Here is a 23786-nt window from a genome sequence, read left to right as displayed (position 1 = left end):
TAAAAACAGAAAAAGCCACCCGAAGGTGGCTTTTTTATTGGATTGGGCTGCGATAACCCGTAAGCGATAATTACGCTTGTGGGCGCATTGCCGGGAACAAGATCACGTCACGGATTGTGTGCGTGTTTGTGAATAGCATTGCTAGACGGTCGATACCGATACCTTGACCCGCTGTTGGCGGTAGGCCGTGCTCAAGTGCTGTGATGTAGTCTGCATCGTAGTACATTGCTTCATCATCGCCTGCGTCTTTCGCGTTAACTTGTGCTTTGAAACGCTCGTCTTGGTCTTCTGCATCGTTAAGCTCAGAGAAGCCGTTTGCTACTTCACGGCCACCGATAAAGAACTCAAAACGGTCTGTGAAGAACGGGTTGTCATCGCTACGACGAGCTAGAGGAGAGATGTCCGCAGGGTAACCAGTGATGAACGTTGGTTGAATTAGCTGAGGCTCAGCCGTTTCACCAAAGATCTCTTCTAGAAGCTGACCACATGTCCAGAATGTCTCTACTTCAACGTGTACAGATTTCGCGATTGCTACCATCTTCTCACGGTCTTGTAGATCTTCTTCTGTTAGCGCTTGAATCTCAGCGTGCTCAGGGTTGTAGTGTTTGATTGCTTCAAACATGCTCATACGAGCGTACTTACCACCAAACTCTACTGTCTCGTCACCGTAAGGCATAGAAGTAGAACCAAGAACGTCCATAGCCGCAGTGCTTAGCATCTCTTCTGTTAGATCCATCAGATCTTTGTAGTCAGAGTATGCTTGGTAGAACTCCATCATTGTGAATTCTGGGTTGTGACGTGGCGATAGACCTTCGTTACGGAAGTTACGGTTGATCTCGAATACACGGTCAAAACCACCCACTACTAGACGCTTCAGGTAAAGCTCTGGAGCAACACGTAGGTACATATCGATGTCTAGTGCATTGTGGTGAGTGATGAATGGACGTGCAGTTGCACCACCAGGGATCACGTGCATCATTGGCGTTTCAACTTCTAGGTAGCCTTTTGAGCTCATGAAGTTACGGATTGAAGAAACAAGCTTAGAACGTACGATGAATGCGTTGCGAGAATCTTCGTTCACGATTAGGTCAACGTAACGCTGACGGTAACGCATCTCTTGGTCAGTTAGACCGTGGAACTTCTCTGGTAGAGGGCGAAGTGCTTTAGTTAGCAGTTCGAACTCTTCCATGTTCACGTAAAGGTCACCTTTACCTGACTTGTGAAGTGCACCTTTAACGCCGATGATGTCACCGATATCTAGGCCTTGGTACTGCTCTTTAAGTACTTTTTGTACGTCTTTTGCTGCGTATGCTTGGATACGGCCAGACGTCTCTTGAATAGCTAGGAATGGACCACGCTTAGCCATTACACGACCGGCAATAGCAACAATGTGGTTTAGCTCTTCTAGTTCTTCTTTAGTCTTTTCACCGAATTCCGCTTGAAGGTCGCCAGCTAGGTGCTCACGACGGAAGTCATTTGGGTGGCCGTTTGCTTTGCAGCTCTTGCGGATATGATCCAGCTTGGCACGACGTTCAGCAATTAGCTTATTCTCTTCAGGTAAAGAGCCTTCTTGTGCGTTTTCGTTTTGAACAGCATCAGTCATTTTCGATGTATCCTGTCTTTCTTTATGAAAATAGTTTTGTCGGTGAAAAGCTTATAAACCTGATTTCAGGCTAGCTTCGATAAATTTATCTAGGTCGCCATCAAGAACCGCTTGAGTATTACGGTTTTCAATGCCAGTGCGTAAATCTTTGATACGTGAATCATCCAGTACGTAAGAGCGGATTTGACTGCCCCAACCGATGTCTGATTTAGTATCTTCGTTCGCTTGTTTTTCAGCATTTTGTTTTTGAATCTCAAGCTCAAAAAGCTTAGCACGTAGCTGCTTCATCGCTTGATCTTTGTTCTTATGCTGCGAACGGTCATTCTGACATTGAACCACTGTGTTAGTTGGAACGTGAGTAATACGTACCGCAGACTCAGTGGTGTTTACGTGCTGACCACCAGCGCCCGAAGCACGGTATACGTCAATACGTAAATCAGAAGGGTTAATATCAATCGTAATGTTGTCGTCAATCTCTGGGTAAATAAACGCAGAAGCAAATGATGTATGACGGCGGCCGCTTGAATCAAATGGTGATTTACGAACTAGACGGTGAACACCTGTCTCTGTACGTAACCAACCGTACGCGTACTCACCAGAGATACGTACTGTTGCACCTTTCAAACCAGCAACTTCACCTTCAGATACTTCGATAACTTCAGTTTTGAAGCCCTTCGCTTCCGCCCAACGTAAGTACATGCGTAGCATCATTGAAGTCCAGTCTTGTGCTTCAGTACCACCTGAACCCGACTGTAGATCGATATAGCAATCTGAAGCGTCATGCTCACCAGAGAACATACGACGGAACTCAAGTTTACCTAGCTTAGCTTCAAGCTCCGCTAGTTCTGGTTCAATTTCGTCGAACGTTTCTTGATCTTCTTCTTCAACCGCTAGCTCTAGTAGGCCATCAACATCCTCAACCCCTTGGTCAAGTTGGTCAATCGTTTCTACTACCGCTTCCAGTGCAGAACGCTCTTTACCTAGCGCTTGAGCACGCTCAGGTTCGTTCCATACATCCGGTTGTTCTAATTCTGCGTTTACTTCTTCTAGACGCTCTTTCTTAGCGTCATAGTCAAAGGTACCCCCTCAGGATATTTGTGCGCTCAGACACATCCTGTAGACGGTTTTTTATAGGATTGATTTCAAACATTTTAGCTCATCATTTATGAGTAGAATTTAACCGGAGAATTGTACTCAAAAGTGTGACGGAGATACAGAAATTTTTAGAAGGCAAACCAATATTCAGTCACTTACAACAATATAAAGTTTTTAGCTCAGAAATTAGCGCGATTTAGGCATAAAGCAGAGGCAAAACAAGCCCGGAATTCGGCGCCGAGCTTGTTATTAGAATAGTGCGATGAAAGCCGTACTCTCGGTGAAAGCGGCTATTTTGCTTCGATGTGGTCAACCATTAACTGCAATGACTGGTTACCACGAAACTCGTTAATATCCAGCTTATAGGCAAGATGCACAGTTTTCACTGAAGCATCTGGCCAGCGACGTAAATCAACATTAAAAGCGATACCATCGATCATGACATTGGTTGGGTGACCTTTGTATAGTGGCTCTAACATCAACTTCAGGTGTTTTTCACCTACCAGCTTTTGATGCAGTACTTTAAACTCACCATCGAAGATTGGCTCTGGGAATGCTTGCCCCCAAGGACCACCCGCGCGCAGCGTCTCAGCGGTGTGCATAGAGAACTCTTCAGGTAACAATTCACCGTCAGATAAGATGATGCCCTTAAGTGCCGTTTCTCCGAGTTCTTGTTTCACAACATCGTTGAACAGTTTGCTAAAGCGCTCAAAGTCCTTTTCCATGATCGTTAAGCCAGCCGCCATTGCGTGACCACCAAACTTAATAATCAAGCCTGGGTTTTGAGTGTCGATACGGTCTAGTGCATCGCGCATGTGCAAACCTGGTATCGAGCGGCAAGAGCCCTTAATGCTCCCTTCTCCACCATCGGCGAACGCAATCACAGGGCGATGGTATTTGTCTTTGATACGCGAAGCCAAAATACCAATCACACCTTGGTGCCAGTCACGTTGGAATAGTGCCAAACCCGAAGGTAGATCGTCTTTACCAAATTCAAGGCGCTCACAAAAAGCCATCGCTTCTTGTTTCATGCCCTCTTCAATCTCTTTACGAGTCTGGTTCAAACCATCAAGCTCGCTCGCCATGCGACGGGCAGCGTGGATGTTGTTGCTCATTAGCAGCTCAACACCAAACGACATGTCGTCAAGTCGACCTGCGGCATTGATACGAGGGCCCAGTGCAAAACCAAAATCCGAAGCGACCAAACGCTTTGCATCTCGCTTGGCAATCTCAATCAAGGCTTGAATACCCGGACGAGCCTTACCCGCTCGAATACGTTGCAAGCCTTGGTGTACCAAGATTCGGTTGTTTTCATCAAGTGGCACCACGTCCGCAACCGTACCTAAAGCGACGAGGTCAATCAGCTCCATCAACTTAGGCTCTGTCATGCCACGTTCAGCAAACCAATTTAGTTTACGCATGTGCACACACAGTGCCATCATCAGGTAGAAAGCCACGCCAACACCAGCGAGCGCTTTAGACGGAAATGCACAGCTCTCTAAATTCGGGTTCACCATCGCATCAACCATAGGTAATTCACTGCCCGGTAAGTGATGGTCAGTGACCAGAACTTCTAAACCTTTCTCTTTGGCAAAACGCACCCCTTCAATAGAAGAGACACCGTTATCAACCGTCATGATCACTTCCGCACCAATCTCGATTGCTTGTTCCACCACTTCAGGGCTGAGGCCATAGCCATCTTCAAAACGGTTTGGTACAAGGTAGTCAACATTTGAACTGCCAAGCATTCGCAGCGCAAGTACCGACAGCGCAGAGCTGGTTGCTCCATCGGCATCAAAGTCGCCAACCACAATAATGCGTTTTTGATGCTGAATCGCCTTAAACAACAATTCAACGGCAGCATCAATGCCGCCCAGTTTTTGATAGGAGTGTAGACCTTTCGCTGCAGTCTCAAGTTGGTCTGCACTGTTGACTCCGCGGCTCACATAGATGCGTTTTAGCAGATCTGGTAAATGAGCAGGTAAAACGGAAATGTCGACCTCAGGACGGCGTTGAATCTCTATCATATAAAAATGGGCCTGATATCAATCAGGCCACTCCTTAAATCAAAAACATGGGAATAAATGAGTAATAAAGTCGCCATATTAACTGATGGCGACTGTGACAGCTCTGCTAGAGGCTACTGCTCTAGACGCTGAAGCAACTGTGCTGGAGGTAAGTAACCGCTCACCAACTCACCGCTTGCCAATACGATTGCAGGTGTACCATTAATACCAAGCTCACGGCCTAGTTGGTACTGCTTAGCGATGATCTGTTTCTTCTCTTCAAGGTCTTTGCTTGAAGCTGGCATCTTACGCTCTACCTTAGCATTGTGCATTGCAGCTTTTGGATCGTCAGAAGCCCAGATAGCCGCCATTTGGTCTGCCACTTGGCCTGTACCACCTTGACGTGGGTATGCCATGTAACGCACCGTGATACCGAGGTCATTGTAGCCCTGCATCTGGCTGTGTAGACGAACACAGTAGCCACACGTGATGTCAGTAAACACTGTCACAACATACTTTTCGTTATCTGCTTTGTATTCGATAGCCGTATCAGACAGTGCCGCTACTTTCTCAGCATTGATAGGCGCTTGACGCTCTGCCAATACATCGCTGAATTTGCCGTTCTCATCCAGAGAGTAAAGTGTACCCGCTAAAAAATGATCGCCCGCTGGAGATGAGAAGATAATGCCACTGTTGGTTTGAATCTCTAGCAGGCCATCAATATCCGAAGGAACAATCTTATTAACCTTGATGCCGATTTTTTCAAAACGCTTGGTTAGCGCTGCGGTATCAATGTCTTGAGCTGAAGCAACCTCTGCAGCTGTTGTGGTTTGTTCTACTTTCGCTTCTGATGCATTACATGCAGTGATCATCAGCGGTAGCGCTAATAGAGGAAGACGGCGTAATACGCTCATTAAGTTCACCTTAAAAATAAATGGATTTAAGCACGTGGGTGATGCTGAGTATGAATTTGCTTCAGCCTTTCGGTCGCCACGTGAGTATAAATTTGGGTTGTCGATAAGTCACTATGCCCAAGCAACATCTGTACGACCCTAAGATCGGCACCATAGTTCAGTAAATGAGTAGCAAAAGCGTGTCTTAAAACGTGCGGGGACAGCAATTCTGTGTCAATACCCGCGACAATCGCGTAATGCTTAATACGATACCAAAACGTCTGACGGGTCATTTGCTTAGCTCGCTTACTTGGAAAAACCACATCTGAGCTGTTTTCACCAAGCAGTTGCGGTCGCCCTTGTTCGATAAAACTCTCAATCCAGTCCACAGCATTTTCGCCCATTGGCACCAAGCGCTCTTTACCGCCTTTACCAATAACACGCACCACGCCCTGTCTTAGGCTGATGTTTTCCATCGTCAGGCTGACCAGCTCCGTAACACGCAAACCGGTTGCATATAATAACTCAAGCATCGCCTTATCGCGAAGTTCAATCGGGTCATTCGGATCGGGCGCATCGAGCAAAGCATCCACTTGCTCTTCACTTAGGTCTTTTGGCAGACGTTGTGGCAGCTTAGGGCTGATCAACAACGCACTCGGATCATCCGCTCTGACTTTCTCACGATGCAGGTATTGGAACAAACGACGAATCGCCGACAACATCCGTGCACGGGAGGTCTGCTTAAAATCCGCATCAACCAACCAGCTTTGGTAATCCTGTAACCCAGACAGACTAATAAAGTCGAGGCGATAATTATTCTGTTCCATCCAAGTTAATAGTTTGGATAAATCAGTACGATACGAGACAAGAGTATTCTCTGATAACCCTCGCTCCATCCACATAGCATCTAAAAACTGCTCAACTAGACCGTGGTCTGCGCTCTGCCCTTGCGGCGACTGCATAGTGTTACTCACAATATTGGAAACTGTTTTGAGAGTATGCCAGAGCAAATATGAATGCCATAAAAATTACACCTTGAGCGGATAATCGCTGCAATCGAAGTCGATTTATGGTTAGAATTCGCCATCTGAAATTAAAATCGAAAGTTTGCTATGAAAATTGGATTATTTTACGGCTCAACCACCTGCTACACAGAAATGGCAGCAGAAAAAATTCGCGGCATTATTGGTGAAGACCTAGTTGATATCCATAACGTGAAAGAGACTCCGCTTTCATTAATGGCAGACTACGACCTATTACTGCTGGGTATTTCTACGTGGGACTTTGGCGAAATCCAAGAAGATTGGAATGAGCTTTGGGACGATATCGCGACGACACCAGTAAAAGGTAAGGTTGTGGCACTGTTTGGCTTAGGTGACCAAGAGGGTTACGGCGAGTGGTTCTTGGATGCAATGGGTCTATTGCATGACGAACTAAAAACGGCCGGAGCTCAATTTGTTGGCTTCTGGCCAAACGACGACAGCTACGAATTCGAGGCGTCTAAAGCGCTCACTGAAGACCAATCACATTTCGTCGGCTTGGCGCTTGATGAAGACTCACAATACGAACTGAGCGACGAGCGTATAGCGAGCTGGGTTGAACAAGTTCTGGTTGAGTACAGCGAGAAGCTGTAAGTACAAAAGCTCTCCACAAGCTACTCAGTTCAAAACTGACAGAATACAAAAAGGCCTCACTACTGCGAAGTAATGAGGCCTTTTCTATGTCATCCAGAATAACTATCTAATCTCAATCAGAGATTAAATCGTCTCTTCTGCTATCTCTTGCTCTGCTGACTTACCAACAAAGAACATACAGATGATTGCTGCAGCCGTTGGCAGTAACCAACCCATACCGATCTCGAACAGAGGGAGCATCTTCAGTGCTGATACATCAACACCCGCTACTTTCGCACCATCAATAAGAGCAAACATCAATGACACTAATACCACAACGCGGTACGCCACTTTTGGATTAGGGAAACGGCTACGCAAGAACGTCAGTGCTACCAATGCGATCGCTACTGGGTACAGCGCAAACAGTACAGGAACAGACAGAGAAATAAGCTGAGAAAGACCAACGTTCGCTACCGTTGCACAAGCAACACCGTTGATGATTACCCAAGTTTTGTAAGACAGCGGCGTTAGTGAACTGAAGTAGTCAGAACACGCAGACACAAGGCCAATCGCTGTTGTTAGACACGCTAGTAGTACGATGACAGAAAGCACTAGCTGACCTGAAGGACCAAACAGTGATTGAACGTATAGGCTTAAGATCGCACCGCCGTTGTCAGCACCCGCAGCTACTGTTGCGCTAGTTGCGCCCAGGTAGAACAGAGAAATGTAAACGAATGCTAGACCCGCCGCAGCAATACAACCTGCGCTGATCAGGTACTTAGTCGTTGCTGCACGGTCAGTGATGCCTTTGCTGCGGATAGAGTCCACAATCAGCATACCAAACATCAGTGAAGCAAAAGTATCCATGGTGTTGTAACCTTCAAGGAAACCTTTTGTTAATGGCTGAGTGATGTATTCACCGTGAGCACCAAGAATATCGCCCTGAGGGTTAACAAATACAGCAACCGCCAGTACAACTAAACCGATGAAAAGTGCTGGTGTTAGAACCTTGCCGATAACGTCAATTAGCTTACCTTGAGACCATGAGAAGAACATGGCAACCACAAAAAATGCGATAGAAAAGAATGTTAGGTGAGCTTGAGAGGCATCAATGAAGAACGGTTTCACCGCCATCTCATAAGCAACAAGGCCGGTACGTGGTGCAGCAAATGCAGGACCGATGATAATGAAGATCAACACAGCCATGATAGTCGCTGCTTTCTTAGGAAGATCTTTAGTTAGATGATCCCAAGAGCCACCCGCAAGTGCAACGGCTACGATAGTGATTAACGGCAGACCAACGGCAGTCAGCAGGAAACCAGACATCGCTGGAAAAAAGTGATCACCAGCCAATTGGCCAGCTAGAGGTGGGAAGATGATGTTACCCGCACCCAAGAAAAACGCAAAAAGCATAAAGCCCAATGCCATTATATCTGTTAGTTTTAGACTCTGTTTCACAGATAATCCTTAATTATATTTATGAATTTATGTTGTGCTTACGTGAATGTTACAGCGAAAAGCTGCCACTCAATCTATAAAATAGTCGCGCATAATGACGAAACACTTGGCTAGCTGCAAGTCACCACACAAAAACACCATATAAATTTGCATATATCAACCAAAAGCAGTGGATTCCACTGGATATAAAAAAATAGCCACAATTATAAACTAACCATAATTCACAACAATAGCTTATCAAGCAGAACATTGATCCATACGAATGGTTAACATTAGAGCTAATCACTTAAAATATCTCGATACTCAGAACATTCATGAAAGACAAAATCGTGCAGACTAAAAGCTTCAATTTTAAGCAATTCTCAATTTACGGTGGGCAAAGCGGTATGCAAGTCAGTACCGATGGTGTACTACTTGGCGCATGGGTAAGCATTGCGCCTAAGTCCTTGGCACTCGATATTGGAACAGGCACCGGGCTTTTGGCTTTGATGGCCGCGCAGCGTTTTACAGACGTCTCGATCTCCGCGATCGATATTGACCCACACGCGATTGAAGCTGCGACCATTAATATTGAGCAGTCTCCATGGCAAGATCGCATCACTCTGCATGATGGCAGCGTGCTCACCACCGACTTTCCGAAAAAGTTTGACGCGATAATCTGCAACCCACCCTACTTCAACTCAGGAGAGCAATCACAGCAGAGCCAAAGAGCAACTGCTAGACACACTGACAGCTTGGATCACCTGCAACTTGCCAAGCGATGTTTCGAGATCACAACCGAAACTGCGACGGCCAGTTTTATACTGCCAACGCCTGAGGGAGAAGGTTTCATCAAGCTTGCTAAACAGTGCGGTTGGCACTTAGCTAAGCGTCTTGATGTCAAAACAACAGACAAGAAACCCGCAAGTCGAATTCTTTTTGAGTTATCGAAAGATCCTGCATGCGAGCAAGATTTGCAGTGTGAATCGCTTACCATTCACCATCAAGGTGGTTATAGCGAGGCATTTATTGCACTTACCAAAGATTTTTATCTCAAGATGTAGCAAATACCATGTGATCCTAATCACTAATGCTTCTATAATGTCCGACTACTCTTTTTTATCGTCTGCTTTTTGAGGCAGAAACATTTATTGCTTGTGGAGAAACAACAGTGATCAGAACCTTTGCAGAACTCGATCTAAACCAAGAGCTGCTTAAAGCAATTGACGAAATGGGCTACGAACGCCCAACACAGATACAAGCTGAAGCAATCCCACAAGCGTTAGATGGAAGAGACGTTTTGGCATCTGCGCCAACAGGTACAGGTAAAACAGCATCATTCGTACTGCCAGCACTGCAGTACCTTCAGGATTTCCCTCGTAAGAAAGCGGGCCCTGCTCGTATGCTTATCCTGACACCAACGCGTGAGCTAGCAATGCAGATCACTGACCAAGCTCGTGAGCTTGCGAAATACACTGCACTGAACATCTTCACCATCACTGGTGGTGTGATGTACCAAGAGCACGCAGACATTCTTGGCACTACCCAAGACATCGTTGTTGCGACTCCAGGCCGCCTAATGGAATACATCGAAGCTGAGCGCTTTGATTGTCGTGCAATTGAATGGCTGATCCTAGATGAAGCAGACCGCATGCTAGACATGGGCTTTGGTCCTGTTGTTGATCGCCTATCTGCAGAGTGTCGCTGGCGTAAGCAAACTTTACTTTTCTCAGCAACGCTAGAAGGTAAAGGTGTTGAAGGTTTCACTGAAGACCTACTGAACAACCCAGCAGAGATCGATGCAAAATCATCACTGCGTGAGCGTAAAAAGATTACTCAGTGGTATCACCGTGCAGACACAGCAGAGCATAAGCTCGAGCTGCTAAAACACATCATTACTAAAGAAGCTGAGCGTAGTATCGTCTTCTTAAAGACTCGTGAGCGCTTAGGTGACCTGCGCGCACTACTAGAGAGCGCTCAGATTCCATGTGCTTGGATTCAAGGCGAGATGCCTCAAGATCGTCGTAACAATGCGATTGCTCGTTTCCGTGATGGCACTGTAAACGTACTGCTAGCAACTGACGTAGCGGCTCGTGGTATAGACCTTCCAGATGTAAGCCACGTAATTAACTACGACATGCCACGCACAGCTGATGTGTACCTACACCGAATTGGCCGTACGGCTCGTGCTGGTAAAAAAGGTAATGCGGTTTCTCTAATCGAAGCGCACGATCAATTGATGATTGAACGCGTTGCTCGTTACACCAAAGAAGCAATCAAAGAGCGCTTCGTTGAAGGCATGCGTCCAACGCACAAGAAAGCCACGGTAACGAAGAAAAAGAAACCAAAGAAAGAAGATAAGAAAGCATTAGAGAAGCAGAAGCTCGCGAAGAAGAAAAAAATCGCCAAGAAAAAGAAAGCTGCAAAGAAAAAGTAATCTGCTAACTTTTGAATGATTCAACAAAAAGCCCCACGCAGCGAACTGCATGGGGCTTTTCTATATCTAGTTGGTATCTCGCCTTAAAGCGCGACTACCTCGAATCAATAACGCCTAGTTTTGCTCTTCACGCTTGAAGACAAGCTCTTTCGCATTCGACTCTTCTTCTACGAAGTAGTAACCCGCGGTATCAAACTTAGTCAGTGCTTCAATTGAGTCCACTTTGTTCTCAATGATGTAGCGAGCCATCATGCCGCGCGCCTTTTTCGCGTAGAAACTGATCACCTTGTATTGACCGTTCTTGCAGTCTTTGAATACCGGTGTAATCACTTGGCCATCCAAGTTCTTTGGTTTTACCGCTTTGAAGTACTCGTTAGATGCTAGGTTGATCAGCACATTGTCGCCTTGAGCATTCAGCGCTTCATTCAGCTTGTCTGTGATGATATTGCCCCAGAACTGGTACAAGTTAGTACCGCGAGCATTCGCTAAACGCGTGCCCATTTCTAGACGGTAAGGTTGCATCAAATCAAGTGGCTTTAGTAAGCCGTAAAGACCAGAAAGCATACGCAGGTGGTTCTGCGCATAGTCAAAATCTTCATCCGACAGTGTTTCAGCGTCTAGGCCTGTGTATACATCACCTTTGAAAGCAAGGATGGCTTGACGTGCATTCTCTTGGGTAAAAGTTTCGCTCCACTGCTCAAAGCGCGCTACGTTCAACCCTGCGATCTTATCGCTCACTTTCATCAATGCAGAGACATCTACTGGTGTCAGCTTGCGGCACTCTTCAATCAGTTCAGCAGAGTGTTCAACAAACTCAGGCTGACTAAAGCGTTCTGTCGCTAATGGTGATTCGTAATCAAGTGTTTTGGCTGGAGACACGACAACTAACATAACTTTACCCTAATCGGTTATCTAACTGGATGCTGCTAGAGTATAGAAAAAACATCAACTTGTCTTTATGACTCTTCCTATTACTTTGATAGATGATTATAACCACCCACTTTCAATCATCAAAAGCCGCTGAGAACGAAAAAGTAGGCAAAGAAAAAGGCTAAGGTCGAAACCTTAGCCTTTGCAGTTGTTTTAGGATAAGCGCTTTATCGCTCCAACAAGATTACTTCTTTTGGTTGTCCCAAATACCATCTTCCAGTTGAGACTTAAGCTCAGGGAAGTCATTTGCATCAAATGTCGGTACTTTACCCGCGTCAAGTTGGCGGTTGTAATCCTTCGCTAGCTTAATAACGATACCTGACAGCAAGATAATCGCCACCAAGTTAACAATCGCCATTAGACCCATCGATACGTCAGCCAGTGCCCATACCGTAGGTAGCGTCGCAAGAGAACCAAACATAACCATACCCAGTACAATAATACGGAATAGCACTAGACCTTTCTTATTGTTGTGCTCTAGGAAAATCAGGTTCGTTTCAGCGTACGAGTAGTTTGCAATGATTGAAGTGAAAGCGAAGAAGAAAATCGCTACCGCTACAAAGATGCCGCCCCAAGAGCCCACTTGTGCTGTTAGTGCACGTTGAGTCAGCTCGATACCGGTTACTTCACCGTGTGGTACATACTCACCAGACATCAGGATGATTGCTACTGTTGCAGAACAGATAACGATCGTATCCATGAATACACCTAGCATTTGTACATAACCTTGTGATGCTGGGTGCGGTGGGTAAGGCGTAGCAGAAGCTGCTGCGTTTGGCGCAGAACCCATACCCGCTTCGTTCGAGAACAGACCACGTTTGATACCGTTAATCATCGCTTGTGCAATTGCGTAACCTAGACCACCCGCAGCCGCTTCTTGCAGGCCGAATGCACTCTTGAAGATAAGAGCGATCACTTCAGGTACTCTCTCAATGTTCGCAAACATGATGAACAGCGCAATAGCAAGGTAAGCCAATGCCATGATTGGAACAATGATTTCTGCTGTACGTGCGATCTTCCTGATACCACCGAAGATAACGAATGCAGAGATAATTACGATACCAACACCTGTGTAGCTTCGTTCAAAGTCAAACGCTGTATTCATTGCACTTGCGATTGCGTTCGCTTGAACCGCGTTGAATACAAGGCCGAACGCGATGATTAGGAAGATAGAGAATAGAACTCCCATCCAACGCATGCCTAGGCCTTTCTCCATGTAGTATGCAGGGCCACCACGGTAGTTACCGTCGTTATCGCGTGTTTTGTATAGCTGTGCTAGCGTACTTTCTGCAAAAGATGTTGCCATACCCAGCATTGCAATTAGCCACATCCAGAAGATAGCGCCAGGGCCACCAGCGGTAAGTGCTACAGCAACACCTGCCATGTTACCCGTACCAACACGAGCAGCAAGGCTAGTACAAAGAGCTTGGAAAGAAGAGATACCAGCACTGTCTGCTTTGCGGCTGTTCTTTAGAACAGAGAACATGTGGCCGAAATGGCGGAATTGAATAAAGCCTAGTCGTACGGTGAAGTAGATACCCACACCAACCAGTAAATAAACTAAGATAGATCCCCAAAGGAGATCGTTCATCAAATTGATTAAGTCTGTCACGTGAACCTCGTAATTGAGTTTAAGCACCGATCATGCTTCCAAGCCTTCCTCTAGATCACCTATGCCAGTGTCAATAGTTGTGTCGGCATTAGTTTTATATTTATTTGTTGCGATCTAGATTGTAAATGTCGCTTCATGCATCCATTTTACGTATCGGTGTATTTTTGACGGGCGGATAATGCAGCGAGACGATCTAAAAATCAATATGCAAATTAATTTATATCAAAATGACATTTCACTAATATCACACCTTTTGTTAACACAATTTTCAACAATCCAGCTCAATAAAAGTCACATTATCGGGACATCCTATCAACATCCACAGTCGCCCTCCCCTAACAAGAACACCATCCTATAAAAATGACTCCAGCCTAGGTTTTACAAGGAATAGTGAAGTTCTGCGTTTTTTTCTAGGACGATAAGATGACTCTCCAATAAAGCGTGGTACGCAGTTAAATGCATTGTCGATAAAGTGCTATTCCTTTCGCACAATGAATTAACATTCAACAACCTGTAATTTAATCGTTCACTTCGGTTTGTTTGCTCACTTTTTATACATAAAAATCACCACAATGTGTGAGCATGCATAGAAAACGAGAACAAAACCTTCATGGATTTGAAACAAATGAGAAACAAATCAAGGTTATGGTGAACCTAATTATGATATTTAATAGTTCGTAAGAACTAGTCCCACGGAAGGAGATATGGCTTATGGATAACTTTCAATTCGATGAAATATCAGAACTAGAAATGCCACGTGCAACTCAGAAAACACGCTCTAAACCACTCAAGCGTAAGTGGCGTGAAATTGAGGCAATCAATGACCGTAGACAGCTTGAGAAAGAGCTGCGAGAGATGAACCTAGGACTTGATTTCAGCCTTGACGATATAAAGCTTTAATCAGCACGATAAGAAAACAGATAGCAAAAGGCACCTATGAAGGTGCCTTTTTTGTTTCATCAAGTGACGTTTCTACCTACAAACCCCTTTATATACCCCCTGAATAAAGGGGCCTCTCGAATACAAAGAGAGCGATATCGAGCTGCTAAACGCACTCTTGCTCATTTTGTCGCACACGAGCGGCAAGTTGACGATACTGGTCAGCAATCGTATCTCCAAACACAGGATCATCTTCTGGCTGAAGCCATTGCGATTCAACTTTTTGCCAATCCTTCACCGTAAATGCTTGCACGATCATTGGCAGTATCTGCTTCTCTTCATACTCCATGTGTTTTCGTTGCACTTTCACAAAGGATTCAAGTTGGTCGATAAAGACCTGTTGCGGCACCACTGCATCTTGGAGAATCATATCGACAACACCGAGAAAATCAGCCGTTTTCTCAGATAACAGCTGATGTTCTAGCTCCAAGTCCTCGATCGCTTGAACACTGCCATATTGCTTCAGGTAATAGCGGTAAATGACGTCTTCTTTAGGGTGATGAACTTTGTCTGAATGGTTCATCAAGTAATGAACCACCTCCGCGATCAGGCTATAGTTTATCTCTCGCTCCTGCTTTAGCAGCTCTAACTTATTGTTGAGTATTACGAGTAACCGAGCCATATAACCATGCTCTCGTCTTATCCTTTCAATCATCATAGTATTGCATCCCATTACACCTACTATTTATAAGTGTATACGAAGATGCCGAGTTATGATTTGACCCTGCTCAGAAAACAACCTACCTATACTTCTACCGGTAGACGCCAGTCGATAGGTTGCTGACCCATAGAAGAAAGCAGTTTATTAACCATTGAAAAATGCTGACAACCAAAGAAACCGCGACGTGCAGATAACGGTGAAGGGTGTGGCGCGGCTAACACATGGTGCTTCTGGGCATCAATTGCTTGTCCCTTCTTCTGGGCATGTGCGCCCCATAATAAGAAAATGATCGGCTCGGATCGCTGGTTCAGTTCAGCAATGATCGCATCAGTAAAGGTTTCCCAGCCACATTTGGCATGTGAGTGTGCTTGTGCCTCTTCTACTGTCAAAACAGTATTCAACATCAACACCCCTTGTGACGCCCAAGCTTCAAGGTAACCATGGTTAGGTGCTTCAAAACCTTCGATATCTTGTGCCAGTTCTTTGTACATGTTGCGTAGAGAAGGCGGGATTTTAACGCCGGGCAATACTGAGAAAGCCAAGCCGTGTGCTTGATTAGCACCGTGATAAGGGTCTTGTCCTAGGATAACGACTCGCACAGACTCAAAGGGCGTCATATCAAAAGCGCTGAATACCTGCTCCTGAGGTGGGTAGATGGTTTTCCCACTATTACGTTGCTGTTCGACGAAAGCGAGAACACTCTGGAAGTATTCTTTTTCTCGTTCGTCATTAATAATGGATTCCCAAGTCTTTGGTGTGCTCATCGTTTACTTCCCGATCATCATGGTTTCTAGGTTTCGCCAGTCAAAAAATAGCTGTATCGGCTAACTGTCCTAAATAAGGGTCTAGTTATACCTCATACAGCTATCAATAAACATGATGTGTAGGGTTCATTTGTTGATGAATCATAATAATCAGTTCAAGTCGTGTTGATCTCGATTAACCGCTTTTCTGCTGAGTACGATGGTGACCATGGCTATGCACGTGGCGATTTGGAGTCGGTAAACGACGAGCAGCAGAAACAATTGAAGTTTGGGCTTTTGAATACATAAAGGCACCTCCTATAAGACATCGTGAACTACATATTCACTTAGTAGCTATGAAAGAAAGGTGCCAATTCTTATGAAAAGAAGAAAATTAATTTTCCCCTCTATTATTACGCCTCTTCCGTCGCTAGCGTTGCTGAACGATGAAACATTCTAAGTTGTTGAATTTCATCTTTCCAAATCGTCGAATCAATCGTTTCTAAAATAAGAGGGATTCCGTTAAAGCGGGAATCTGAGGCAATATACTCAAAACAATCCCAGCCAATCTCGCCTTTTCCTAAAGAATGGTGTCTATCAACTCGGCTCGCGAACTCAGCCTTTGAATCATTGATGTGCATTGCTCTGAGATAGTGCATACCTACGATGCGGTCGAACTCAGCAAAAGTGTGCTCGCACGCCTCTTTTGTTCTTAGGTCATAACCTGCTGTAAAGGTATGACAAGTATCCAGACATACGCCAACACGAGACTTATCTTCTACTTGCTCGATGATCTCTGCTAAGTGCTCAAACTTCCAGCCCAAGTTAGTACCTTGACCTGACGTATTCTCGATCACCGCAATCACATCTGGAACTGCTTGATGGGCGAGGTTAATCGACTCTGCGATTTTAGCTAGACACTCAGTCTCAGAGATCTTTTTAAGATGGCTGCCAGGATGGAAGTTCAAAAGCGTTAACCCAAGCTGATTACAACGCTCCATTTCATCAATAAAGGCAGCGCGTGATTTCTCTAGTTTCTCTTCTTCTGGTGCGCCAAGGTTAATCAAGTAGGAGTCGTGAGGAAGAATGTGCCCCGCTGAAAAGCCCAACATTTTGCAGTTGGCTTTAAAGGCGCTAATAGTTTTCGCCTCTAACGGCTTTGCAGCCCATTGCCTCTGGTTTTTAGTAAACAGTGCAAATGCATTAGCACCTATCTCTCGAGCTCTCATTGGAGCCTGATCAACACCACCGGCTGCCGACACATGAGCGCCAATAAACTTAATATTTGTTTCAGGTTTTGACGATGAAATTTTGTTTGTCATTAAATCACTTCACACTTTCAGAATGCATCATAAATAAAGGGTCGTATCAGTTGCTGCTCAATAAAAGTGCAATAAATGTGGTAAAATTACAACAAACCCGATCTTTAAATATTTTTTATACTTTAAAATATTTTGTAATTACTTTGTTTTCAAATGTTTTATTGATTTACCTCAAAATAATCACCTTTGTAAAAATATGGTTTTTGGTTGTTTTTTGACTTAAATCAATGTTAACCTCACAAACATTAGGTATATATTACCCAGCTCAATAAAAATCGAAAGTTAACACCATAATCAAACCACATTCAGTGGACTAGGAGATAGTTATGATCCAAGGTATTCAAATTACTAAAGCAGCAAACGACGACCTACTAAACTCAATCTGGCTACTAGACAGCGAAAAGAATGAAGCTCGTTGTGTTGCAGCTACTGCTGGTTTCGAAGCTGACCAAGTTATCCCAGCTGCAGACCTAGGTGAATACGAGAGCCGTGAAGTTGCTATCGAAGCAGCACCACGTATCGAAGGTGGTCAACACCTAAACGTTAACGTTCTTAAGCGTGAAACGCTAGAAGACGCAGTTGCTCACCCAGAGAACTACCCACAGCTAACTATCCGTGTGTCGGGTTACGCTGTACGTTTCAACTCTCTAACAACTGAACAGCAGCGTGACGTTATCGCACGTACGTTCACTGAGTCTCTATAATCTCAGAAACTAGGTGTTAAAGATTTAAAAAGCTTGGTCAGAGATTACCAAGCTTTTTTCGTTTTTATTCTGCTCACATTTTCCTATACACCGGCTACGGCGCATTTCGCTGAGAAGGGTCTTTAGTAAAGGCTTTTGCCAGCGTAGTTGGATCCACTTTGTCTCTCTGTAACGCTGCACCTTGTGCCCACCACATCAATTGATGGAAGGTTCGGTTCATGTATTCATCCCATTGAGCTTGCTCTGACTCTTGGGCAACGCAACCCTCTTCATCAAAGACTTCTTGCGCTTTAGGTAGATGAATCATCGTAGAAACCGGTAAACAACCGAGTTCAGATAAGAAGGTACGCATCGAAACCGATGCTCTTGCCCCGCCCCACTGCCCCACCGAGTACGTCACAATCGCACTCGGCTTATACGAAAATAGCGAGCTACCAAAATGATTGAGAATATTGGCCAATGCCGGGCTCATTGAATGATTGTACTCCGGGCTTACCATCACGTAGCCATCAGCTTTGGCAATCTTCTCCGCTAACTCAGCAAGGTGTGCAGGTACTTTGGAGCGATGGTAAGAAAATTCAGGTTTAAACACCTCGCCAAAGTCGTAATCCAGTGGATCGATGATCTCAACCGTATGCTCAGAGTGCTTATCCGTTAGTAGTTTTGCACACGCCTTACTGACTCTCATCCCTAATCGAGCTGGTCTTGGCGGTGTACTCTCACGTACAGAGCCAAGGAAAATCAAAAAATTCATACTATCCCTTTCCATTGAGCTTGGATTAAATCTATTAACCAGATAAACCATTTAACCTTAAGCGATGACCTAAATAAAGTTAACTTGATAAACTACCGGGCAATAAAAAAGGTGAATGATTGCTCATTCACCTTTCTTGTTATGGTCTAAAATCTGCTGCTTTTATCTATAACAGATTACGCAGGTTGAACACGACGAAGTACTGCTTTTAGCGCTTCAAAATCGTTATCTAAATCTTCAGACAATAGCTCCATCGCAGCATGTTTTGCTAGCGGGCCTGGCAATTCAATATCTGAACCTAGGATATCGTCGACCACTTCTTTGAACTTAGCAGGGTGAGCTGTACATAGGAACAAGCCTGTTTCACCCTCTTGCAACTGTTCATCCAATAGGCGGTAAGCGATAGCACCATGTGGTTCACAAAGGTAACCTTGCGCTTTAAGGTCACGCACCGATTCAGCACTCTGCTCATCAGATACTTTACCTTTGCCTAGAGTATCTAAGCCCCAACCTTTCAGTTGGCAAAGCTCTTCGATACGAGGCCAGTTGTTTGGTTGGCTCACGTCCATCGCGTTCGATGTTGTCGCAACCGTCGGCTTTGGAGCCCACTCGCCTGTTTCTAGGTAGCGTGGAACCGTGTCATTTTCATTGGTAGCAGCAATGAAACGCTTCACTGGTAAGCCAAGCGCTTTCGCCAATAGACCCGCAGTTAGGTTACCGAAGTTACCACTTGGTACAGAGACAACCAGGTTCTCACGCTGCTCTTTGGTTAGCTGAGAAGCTGCTTCAAAGTAGTAACAGATCTGAGCCATTAGGCGGCTGATGTTGATAGAGTTTGCTGAGTTAAGACCAATCTCTTCACGCAGTGCTGCGTCATCAAATGCATCTTTTACTAGTGCCTGACACGCGTCAAAGTCGCCATCAATCGCTACCGTGTGAATGTTCTTACCCAGCGTACAGAATAGTTTTTCTTGTAGCGGGCTGATCTTGCCTTTCGGGTACAGAATCACAACGTTGATGTCTTCCATACCGTAGAAAGCATGCGCAACGGCTGCACCAGTATCACCTGATGTTGCTGTCAAAATAGTTATTTGACCACCATTCGAAACTGCCGCTAGAGATTGCGCCATGAAGCGGCCACCAAAATCTTTAAACGCCAGTGTTGGGCCATGGAAAAGCTCAAGTGCGTACACACCATCTTTTACTTGGTTGATAGGCGCAGGGAATTGGAACGCTGCATCCACCATTTGGTCGATTTGCTCTTTCGGTAGTTCATCACCGATAAGTGCCGACAAAATCTTTGCGCTACGAGGGACAAAATCCTCTGCTAGCAGCGCATCGATATCATCAAACTTTGGCAGCTCAGATGGGAAAAATAGACCTTGATTACGACCTAAGCCTTGACGAACGGCTTGGCCAAAAGAGACTTGTTCATCATTTTCTTTGATGTTGTACAGTTTCATAACTCACTTCCTGTAACGATCGAACCTTGCTTATCTAGGCGACAAACGTGAACGAATCCTTCTTCATTTTGTACGTAATTTTGTTCTAACCAGCGTGCAACACGCTCGGCGACATCTTGTTCTTTGCAAATGCTAAATAGAGTTGGGCCACTACCAGAAATACCAGTAGCCAATGCACCAGCCGACAACGCATATTTACGTGCGTCAGCAAACCCTGGAAGCAGTTTCTCACGATACGGTTCAGCGATCACGTCTTTGATCATCTTCGCTGCCAGTTCAGGTTGGCCTGAGTGACACGCGTGGATAAAGCCTGCTAAGTGACGACCATGCGCAATGATATCTTGGCGACGGTACTGAGACGGTAAGATCTCTCTCGCTTCTGCCGTTGAAACCTTAATGCCCGGGTAAGCCATTACCCAATACCAGTCATCAAAGCATGGGACTTCTTGGCTAATGATGCTTAGCTCTTCAAGCATCAATTGCACACCGCCTAGGTAGCAAGGTGCTACGTTATCGTAGTGCACGCCGCCTGAAATTTTACCTTCCATTTCACCCATTAGGGCAAGCAGTTCAGTTTCATTCAATGGCTGGCCATGAAAACGGTTTAGCGCATCAAGCGCCGCTACGATTGAACATGCACTTGAACCTAAGCCGGAACCGATAGGCATATTCTTTTCTAGCGTCATTTCCAGTGGCTTAAGCGCAACGCCTTTCTTATCTAGCTCTCTAGAGAACACCACCCAACAGTAGTAGACGATATTTTCCTTCGCTTCAGTGGGCAGCTTAGAAACAAAGCTGCCTGCTGTTTTAAGTGAGAATGGTTCATCACCTGCTTTAACCATAACTCGGTCACCCAGCAGTGTGCCATCCACTGGAGACACAGCGGCCCCCAGTACATCAAAGCCTACACTGACGTTACCGATTGATGCAGGAGCATAAACGACAACATCCATATCACTTGAACTCATTCCTAAACTCCTAATTTCCAACCAAGAGTACGCATCACATCAGAGAATACGCCTGCTGCAGTTACTTCAGTACCGGCACCGTAGCCGCGTAGAACAAGTGGGATTGGTTGGTAGTAACGGCTGTAGAATGCTAGCGCGTTCTCGCCATCTTTAATCTTGAACATTGGGTCGTCGCCATCAACAGCTGCGATACGAACCTTACACTTACCTTCCGCGATTTCACCAACATAACGAAGTACTTTGCCTTCTTCTGCTGCGATAGCTGATTGCTCTTGGAAGTAAGCGTCCGCTTCAGGTAAGCGAGCCATGAACTCTTCAACCGTACCTGAATCATCAAAACCTGGTGGTAGGGCTTGGTCAACTTCTACATCTTCAAGCTCAAGTGCCATGCCAGCTTCACGAGCAAGGATAAGTAGCTTGCGCGCTACATCCATACCAGATAGATCGTCACGAGGATCCGGTTCAGTAAAGCCGTTGTCTTTAGCAATATTAGTTGCTTGGCTTAGCGTCATGCCTTCATCAAGCTTACCGAAGATGTAAGAAAGAGAACCAGACAGAATGCCGTTGAATTTCTCAAGCTCATCACCTGCAGAGATTAGGTTCTGTAGGTTTTCGATTACTGGTAGACCTGCGCCTACGGTTGTCTCGTACATCAGCTTACGGCGTGAGTTACGTGCAACCTCACGCAGCTGATGGTAGTAAGACATGCTTGCTGTGTTTGCTTTCTTGTTCGGTGTGACTACGTGGAAACCTGCCGCTAGGAAGTCAGCATACTGCGCTGCAATATCTTCGCTAGACGTACAATCAACCAATACTGGGTTGATGATGTGGTTACGTTGAACAAGGGCAGCCAAGCGAGCTAGGCTGAACTCTTCTGTCGCGCTCGACATGCGATCACGCCACTGTTCTAGTGGTAGACCTTCACTGTCTAGCAATAAGCCTTTACTGTTGGCTAAACCACATACGCGGATCACGATGCCTTTTTCAGCCAGTTTGCCTTGCTGACGTTGGATCTGGTCAACAAGTTCGCCACCAACACCGCCAACACCAACAACGAATACGTCAAGGAAGTGCTTAGAGTTAAATAGATTCTCGTGGCACGCTTTGATTGCTTCTGAAATTTTGTCTTCAGGAATCACCGCCGAGATAGCACGCTCAGATGAACCTTGTGCAATCGCTACAATGTTAACGTTCACTTCAGCTAAAGAAGAGAAGAACTGAGAAGCAACGCCGCGTGAAGTACGCATGCCATCGCCCACCAGCGTCACGATAGCAACGTCGTCCATAAACTCAACTGGCTCTAACAGGCCATCTTTCAGTTCAAGTTCAAACGCCTCTGATAGTACTTGCTTAGCTTTTAACTTGTCAGCCGATTCGATACAGAAACTGATGCTGTATTCAGAAGACGATTGAGTAATAAGAACAATAGACACGCCAGCTGAAGACATCGCGCCAAATACACGGCTCGCCATACCAACCATGCCTTTCATACCAGGGCCAGATACGTTAACCATCGTTAGGTCACTTAGCGTCGTAATACCTTTGATCGCTAGGTTATCTTCGCCAGTGTCTTGACCAATCAAAGTACCAGCACCTTGTGGGTTAAAGCTGTTTTTGATCAGACAAGGAATGTGGAATTGTGCGATAGGAGCAATGGTTTTAGGGTGTAGAACCGAAGCACCGAAGTAAGAAAGCTCCATCGCTTCTTGGTAGCTTAAAGACTTAAGCAGACGAGCATCATCAACTAAGCGCGGGTCACAGTTGTAAACGCCATCTACATCCGTCCAGATTTCACAGCAATCCGCGCGTAGACACGCCGCTAACACAGCTGCTGAGTAGTCTGAGCCATTACGACCAAGCGTGACTAGCTCACCTTTCTCATTACCAGCAGTAAAGCCAGGCATGATGTTAACGTGACCTTTCGGAAGTGGGGACTGTTGGAAGTTCTGAGTAGAAACATCCACATCGACCATAGCTTCTAAGTGATCACCTTTAGCATATAGGTATTGAACAGGGTCAATCAGGCTTGCAGGTTGGCCTTTCGCTTCCAGTACCGCTTTCATTAACTGGATAGAGATTCGCTCACCTTTACTGATGATACGAGCATTGACGTGATTCGGACACATACCAAGTAGGTTGATGCCATTCACGAACTGCTTTAACTGAGTAAGAGAGGTATCGACCTGCTCTTGGAACGCTGAACCATCAATTGAAGGCACAACCGCTTTGATCTCTGCAAACAGAGCATTAAATGAAGATTCGATCTCTGTAATTTGTGCTTCCGCTTCACCGTTTTTCAGTGCAGCTTCAATAACAGCGACCAACTTATTGGTTGTTTTTCCTGGAGCCGATAGTACAACGGCTAGCTCTTCTTGCTGGGCATTATTAGCGATGATATCAGCCGCTCGTAAAAAACGATCTGCATCAGCTAATGATGAACCTCCAAACTTTAAAACGCGCATCCCTTTCTCCATAAGTCATAAAAATGGTACAAAAAAAGGCCTGTATCTTGTTGGATACAGGCCTTTTTTTTAAAATCCGTTACTTAGCAGCCTGCCCCAACAATGTTAATGTCGGTAATAATAATGGTTGTGGTCATTACTAGG

20 protein-coding genes and 1 other annotated feature (1 of these 21 cut by a window edge) are annotated in these 23786 nt (G+C 45.3%); of the genes, 5 read left to right on the top strand and 15 right to left on the bottom strand.

Annotated elements, in window-relative coordinates; all coding sequences use genetic code 11:
* Positions 1–70: 70 nt before the first annotated feature.
* The 5 genes from lysS to xerD all read right to left on the bottom strand — a co-directional run bounded on the left by lysS (position 71) and on the right by xerD (position 6559).
* Complete coding sequence (gene lysS, locus BTO10_RS09160) at positions 71–1603, bottom strand: lysine--tRNA ligase (RefSeq protein WP_105024357.1); 1533 nt, start codon at positions 1601–1603, stop codon at positions 71–73.
* 51 nt (positions 1604–1654) lie between these two features.
* Positions 1655–2753 (bottom strand): peptide chain release factor 2 gene (gene prfB, locus BTO10_RS09155; RefSeq protein WP_100205982.1). Its coding sequence is split into 2 segments (ribosomal slippage): positions 1655–2677 and positions 2679–2753, totalling 1098 coding nucleotides; the frame shifts between segments, so codons are not numbered across the junction.
* Positions 2754–2988: 235 nt separating this feature from the next.
* A complete protein-coding gene (gene recJ / locus BTO10_RS09150; protein WP_105024356.1) occupies positions 2989–4725 on the bottom strand; it encodes a single-stranded-DNA-specific exonuclease RecJ in 1737 nt (578 codons plus the stop codon).
* A 113-nt stretch (positions 4726–4838) separates the two neighbouring features.
* Positions 4839–5618 (bottom strand): thioredoxin fold domain-containing protein, encoded by a 780-nt coding sequence (locus BTO10_RS09145; protein ID WP_004739556.1) that lies wholly within the window; start codon positions 5616–5618, stop codon positions 4839–4841.
* 26 nt (positions 5619–5644) lie between these two features.
* Positions 5645–6559, bottom strand: a complete 915-nt coding sequence (gene xerD, locus BTO10_RS09140; RefSeq protein ID WP_004739557.1) for a site-specific tyrosine recombinase XerD — start codon at positions 6557–6559, stop codon at positions 5645–5647.
* 150 nt (positions 6560–6709) lie between these two features.
* Here xerD and fldB point away from each other — a divergent pair, with 150 nt between their 5' ends.
* Positions 6710–7231 carry a flavodoxin FldB gene (fldB, locus tag BTO10_RS09135; protein WP_105024355.1) on the top strand — a complete coding sequence of 174 codons (522 nt, stop codon included), beginning with the start codon at positions 6710–6712 and terminating at the stop codon, positions 7229–7231.
* A 123-nt stretch (positions 7232–7354) separates the two neighbouring features.
* Here the strand turns inward: fldB and brnQ are convergent, their stop codons facing one another.
* Positions 7355–8668: a branched-chain amino acid transport system II carrier protein gene (brnQ, locus tag BTO10_RS09130; RefSeq protein WP_004739560.1), complete on the bottom strand. Its 1314-nt coding sequence runs from the start codon at positions 8666–8668 to the stop codon at positions 7355–7357.
* A gap of 314 nt (positions 8669–8982) precedes the next feature.
* Here brnQ and BTO10_RS09125 point away from each other — a divergent pair, with 314 nt between their 5' ends.
* Complete coding sequence (locus tag BTO10_RS09125) at positions 8983–9711, top strand: tRNA1(Val) (adenine(37)-N6)-methyltransferase (protein ID WP_105024354.1); 729 nt, start codon at positions 8983–8985, stop codon at positions 9709–9711.
* Positions 9712–9818: 107 nt separating this feature from the next.
* On the top strand, positions 9819–11084 hold the full coding sequence (gene srmB / locus BTO10_RS09120; protein WP_004739563.1) for an ATP-dependent RNA helicase SrmB: 1266 nt from the start codon (positions 9819–9821) through the stop codon (positions 11082–11084).
* Between the two features lie 114 nt (positions 11085–11198).
* Here srmB and yaaA read toward each other — a convergent pair whose 3' ends face one another.
* Positions 11199–11975 carry a peroxide stress protein YaaA gene (gene yaaA / locus BTO10_RS09115; protein WP_063523373.1) on the bottom strand — a complete coding sequence of 259 codons (777 nt, stop codon included), beginning with the start codon at positions 11973–11975 and terminating at the stop codon, positions 11199–11201.
* A gap of 223 nt (positions 11976–12198) precedes the next feature.
* Positions 12199–13626: an alanine/glycine:cation symporter family protein gene (locus tag BTO10_RS09110; RefSeq protein ID WP_105025580.1), complete on the bottom strand. Its 1428-nt coding sequence runs from the start codon at positions 13624–13626 to the stop codon at positions 12199–12201.
* A 711-nt stretch (positions 13627–14337) separates the two neighbouring features.
* Between BTO10_RS09110 and BTO10_RS09105 the strand changes: the two genes are divergently transcribed.
* On the top strand, positions 14338–14526 hold the full coding sequence (locus BTO10_RS09105; protein ID WP_004739567.1) for a DUF3545 family protein: 189 nt from the start codon (positions 14338–14340) through the stop codon (positions 14524–14526).
* A 145-nt stretch (positions 14527–14671) separates the two neighbouring features.
* Here the strand turns inward: BTO10_RS09105 and BTO10_RS09100 are convergent, their stop codons facing one another.
* From BTO10_RS09100 to nfo, 3 genes are all read right to left on the bottom strand, one after another.
* Complete coding sequence (locus BTO10_RS09100) at positions 14672–15223, bottom strand: hemerythrin domain-containing protein (RefSeq protein WP_105024353.1); 552 nt, start codon at positions 15221–15223, stop codon at positions 14672–14674.
* An 86-nt stretch (positions 15224–15309) separates the two neighbouring features.
* Positions 15310–15990 (bottom strand): uracil-DNA glycosylase, encoded by a 681-nt coding sequence (gene ung, locus BTO10_RS09095; protein WP_004739571.1) that lies wholly within the window; start codon positions 15988–15990, stop codon positions 15310–15312.
* Between the two features lie 392 nt (positions 15991–16382).
* Positions 16383–17291, bottom strand: coding sequence for a deoxyribonuclease IV (gene nfo, locus BTO10_RS09090; RefSeq protein WP_181143971.1), 909 nt, complete (start codon positions 17289–17291; stop codon positions 16383–16385).
* A 326-nt stretch (positions 17292–17617) separates the two neighbouring features.
* Here nfo and grcA point away from each other — a divergent pair, with 326 nt between their 5' ends.
* The gene (gene grcA, locus BTO10_RS09085) at positions 17618–17995 is read left to right on the top strand and encodes an autonomous glycyl radical cofactor GrcA (RefSeq protein WP_004739575.1); all 378 of its coding nucleotides are present in this window, start codon (positions 17618–17620) and stop codon (positions 17993–17995) included.
* A gap of 94 nt (positions 17996–18089) precedes the next feature.
* Here the strand turns inward: grcA and BTO10_RS09080 are convergent, their stop codons facing one another.
* The 4 genes from BTO10_RS09080 to thrA form a co-directional block, all read right to left on the bottom strand.
* Positions 18090–18749 (bottom strand): NADPH-dependent FMN reductase, encoded by a 660-nt coding sequence (locus BTO10_RS09080; RefSeq protein ID WP_105024352.1) that lies wholly within the window; start codon positions 18747–18749, stop codon positions 18090–18092.
* Between the two features lie 176 nt (positions 18750–18925).
* Positions 18926–20212 carry a threonine synthase gene (thrC, locus tag BTO10_RS09075; protein WP_004739578.1) on the bottom strand — a complete coding sequence of 429 codons (1287 nt, stop codon included), beginning with the start codon at positions 20210–20212 and terminating at the stop codon, positions 18926–18928.
* The gene (gene thrB, locus BTO10_RS09070; RefSeq protein WP_105025578.1) at positions 20209–21165 is read right to left on the bottom strand and encodes a homoserine kinase; all 957 of its coding nucleotides are present in this window, start codon (positions 21163–21165) and stop codon (positions 20209–20211) included. The genes thrC and thrB overlap by 4 nt, the downstream gene beginning before the upstream one ends.
* Positions 21166–21182: 17 nt before the next feature.
* Entirely contained in the window at positions 21183–23642 is a 2460-nt protein-coding gene (thrA, locus tag BTO10_RS09065) for a bifunctional aspartate kinase/homoserine dehydrogenase I (RefSeq protein WP_105024351.1), read from the bottom strand.
* A gap of 29 nt (positions 23643–23671) precedes the next feature.
* Positions 23672–23786 (bottom strand) — a sequence feature (Thr leader region); it runs 4 nt beyond the window's last position.

Origin of the sequence: Vibrio chagasii (assembly GCF_002954585.1) — a bacterium.
GTDB lineage: Bacteria > Pseudomonadota > Gammaproteobacteria > Enterobacterales > Vibrionaceae > Vibrio > Vibrio chagasii_A.
The sequence above is the reverse complement of the archived record's forward strand: the minus strand, read 5'-3'. Positions and strand labels throughout refer to the sequence as shown.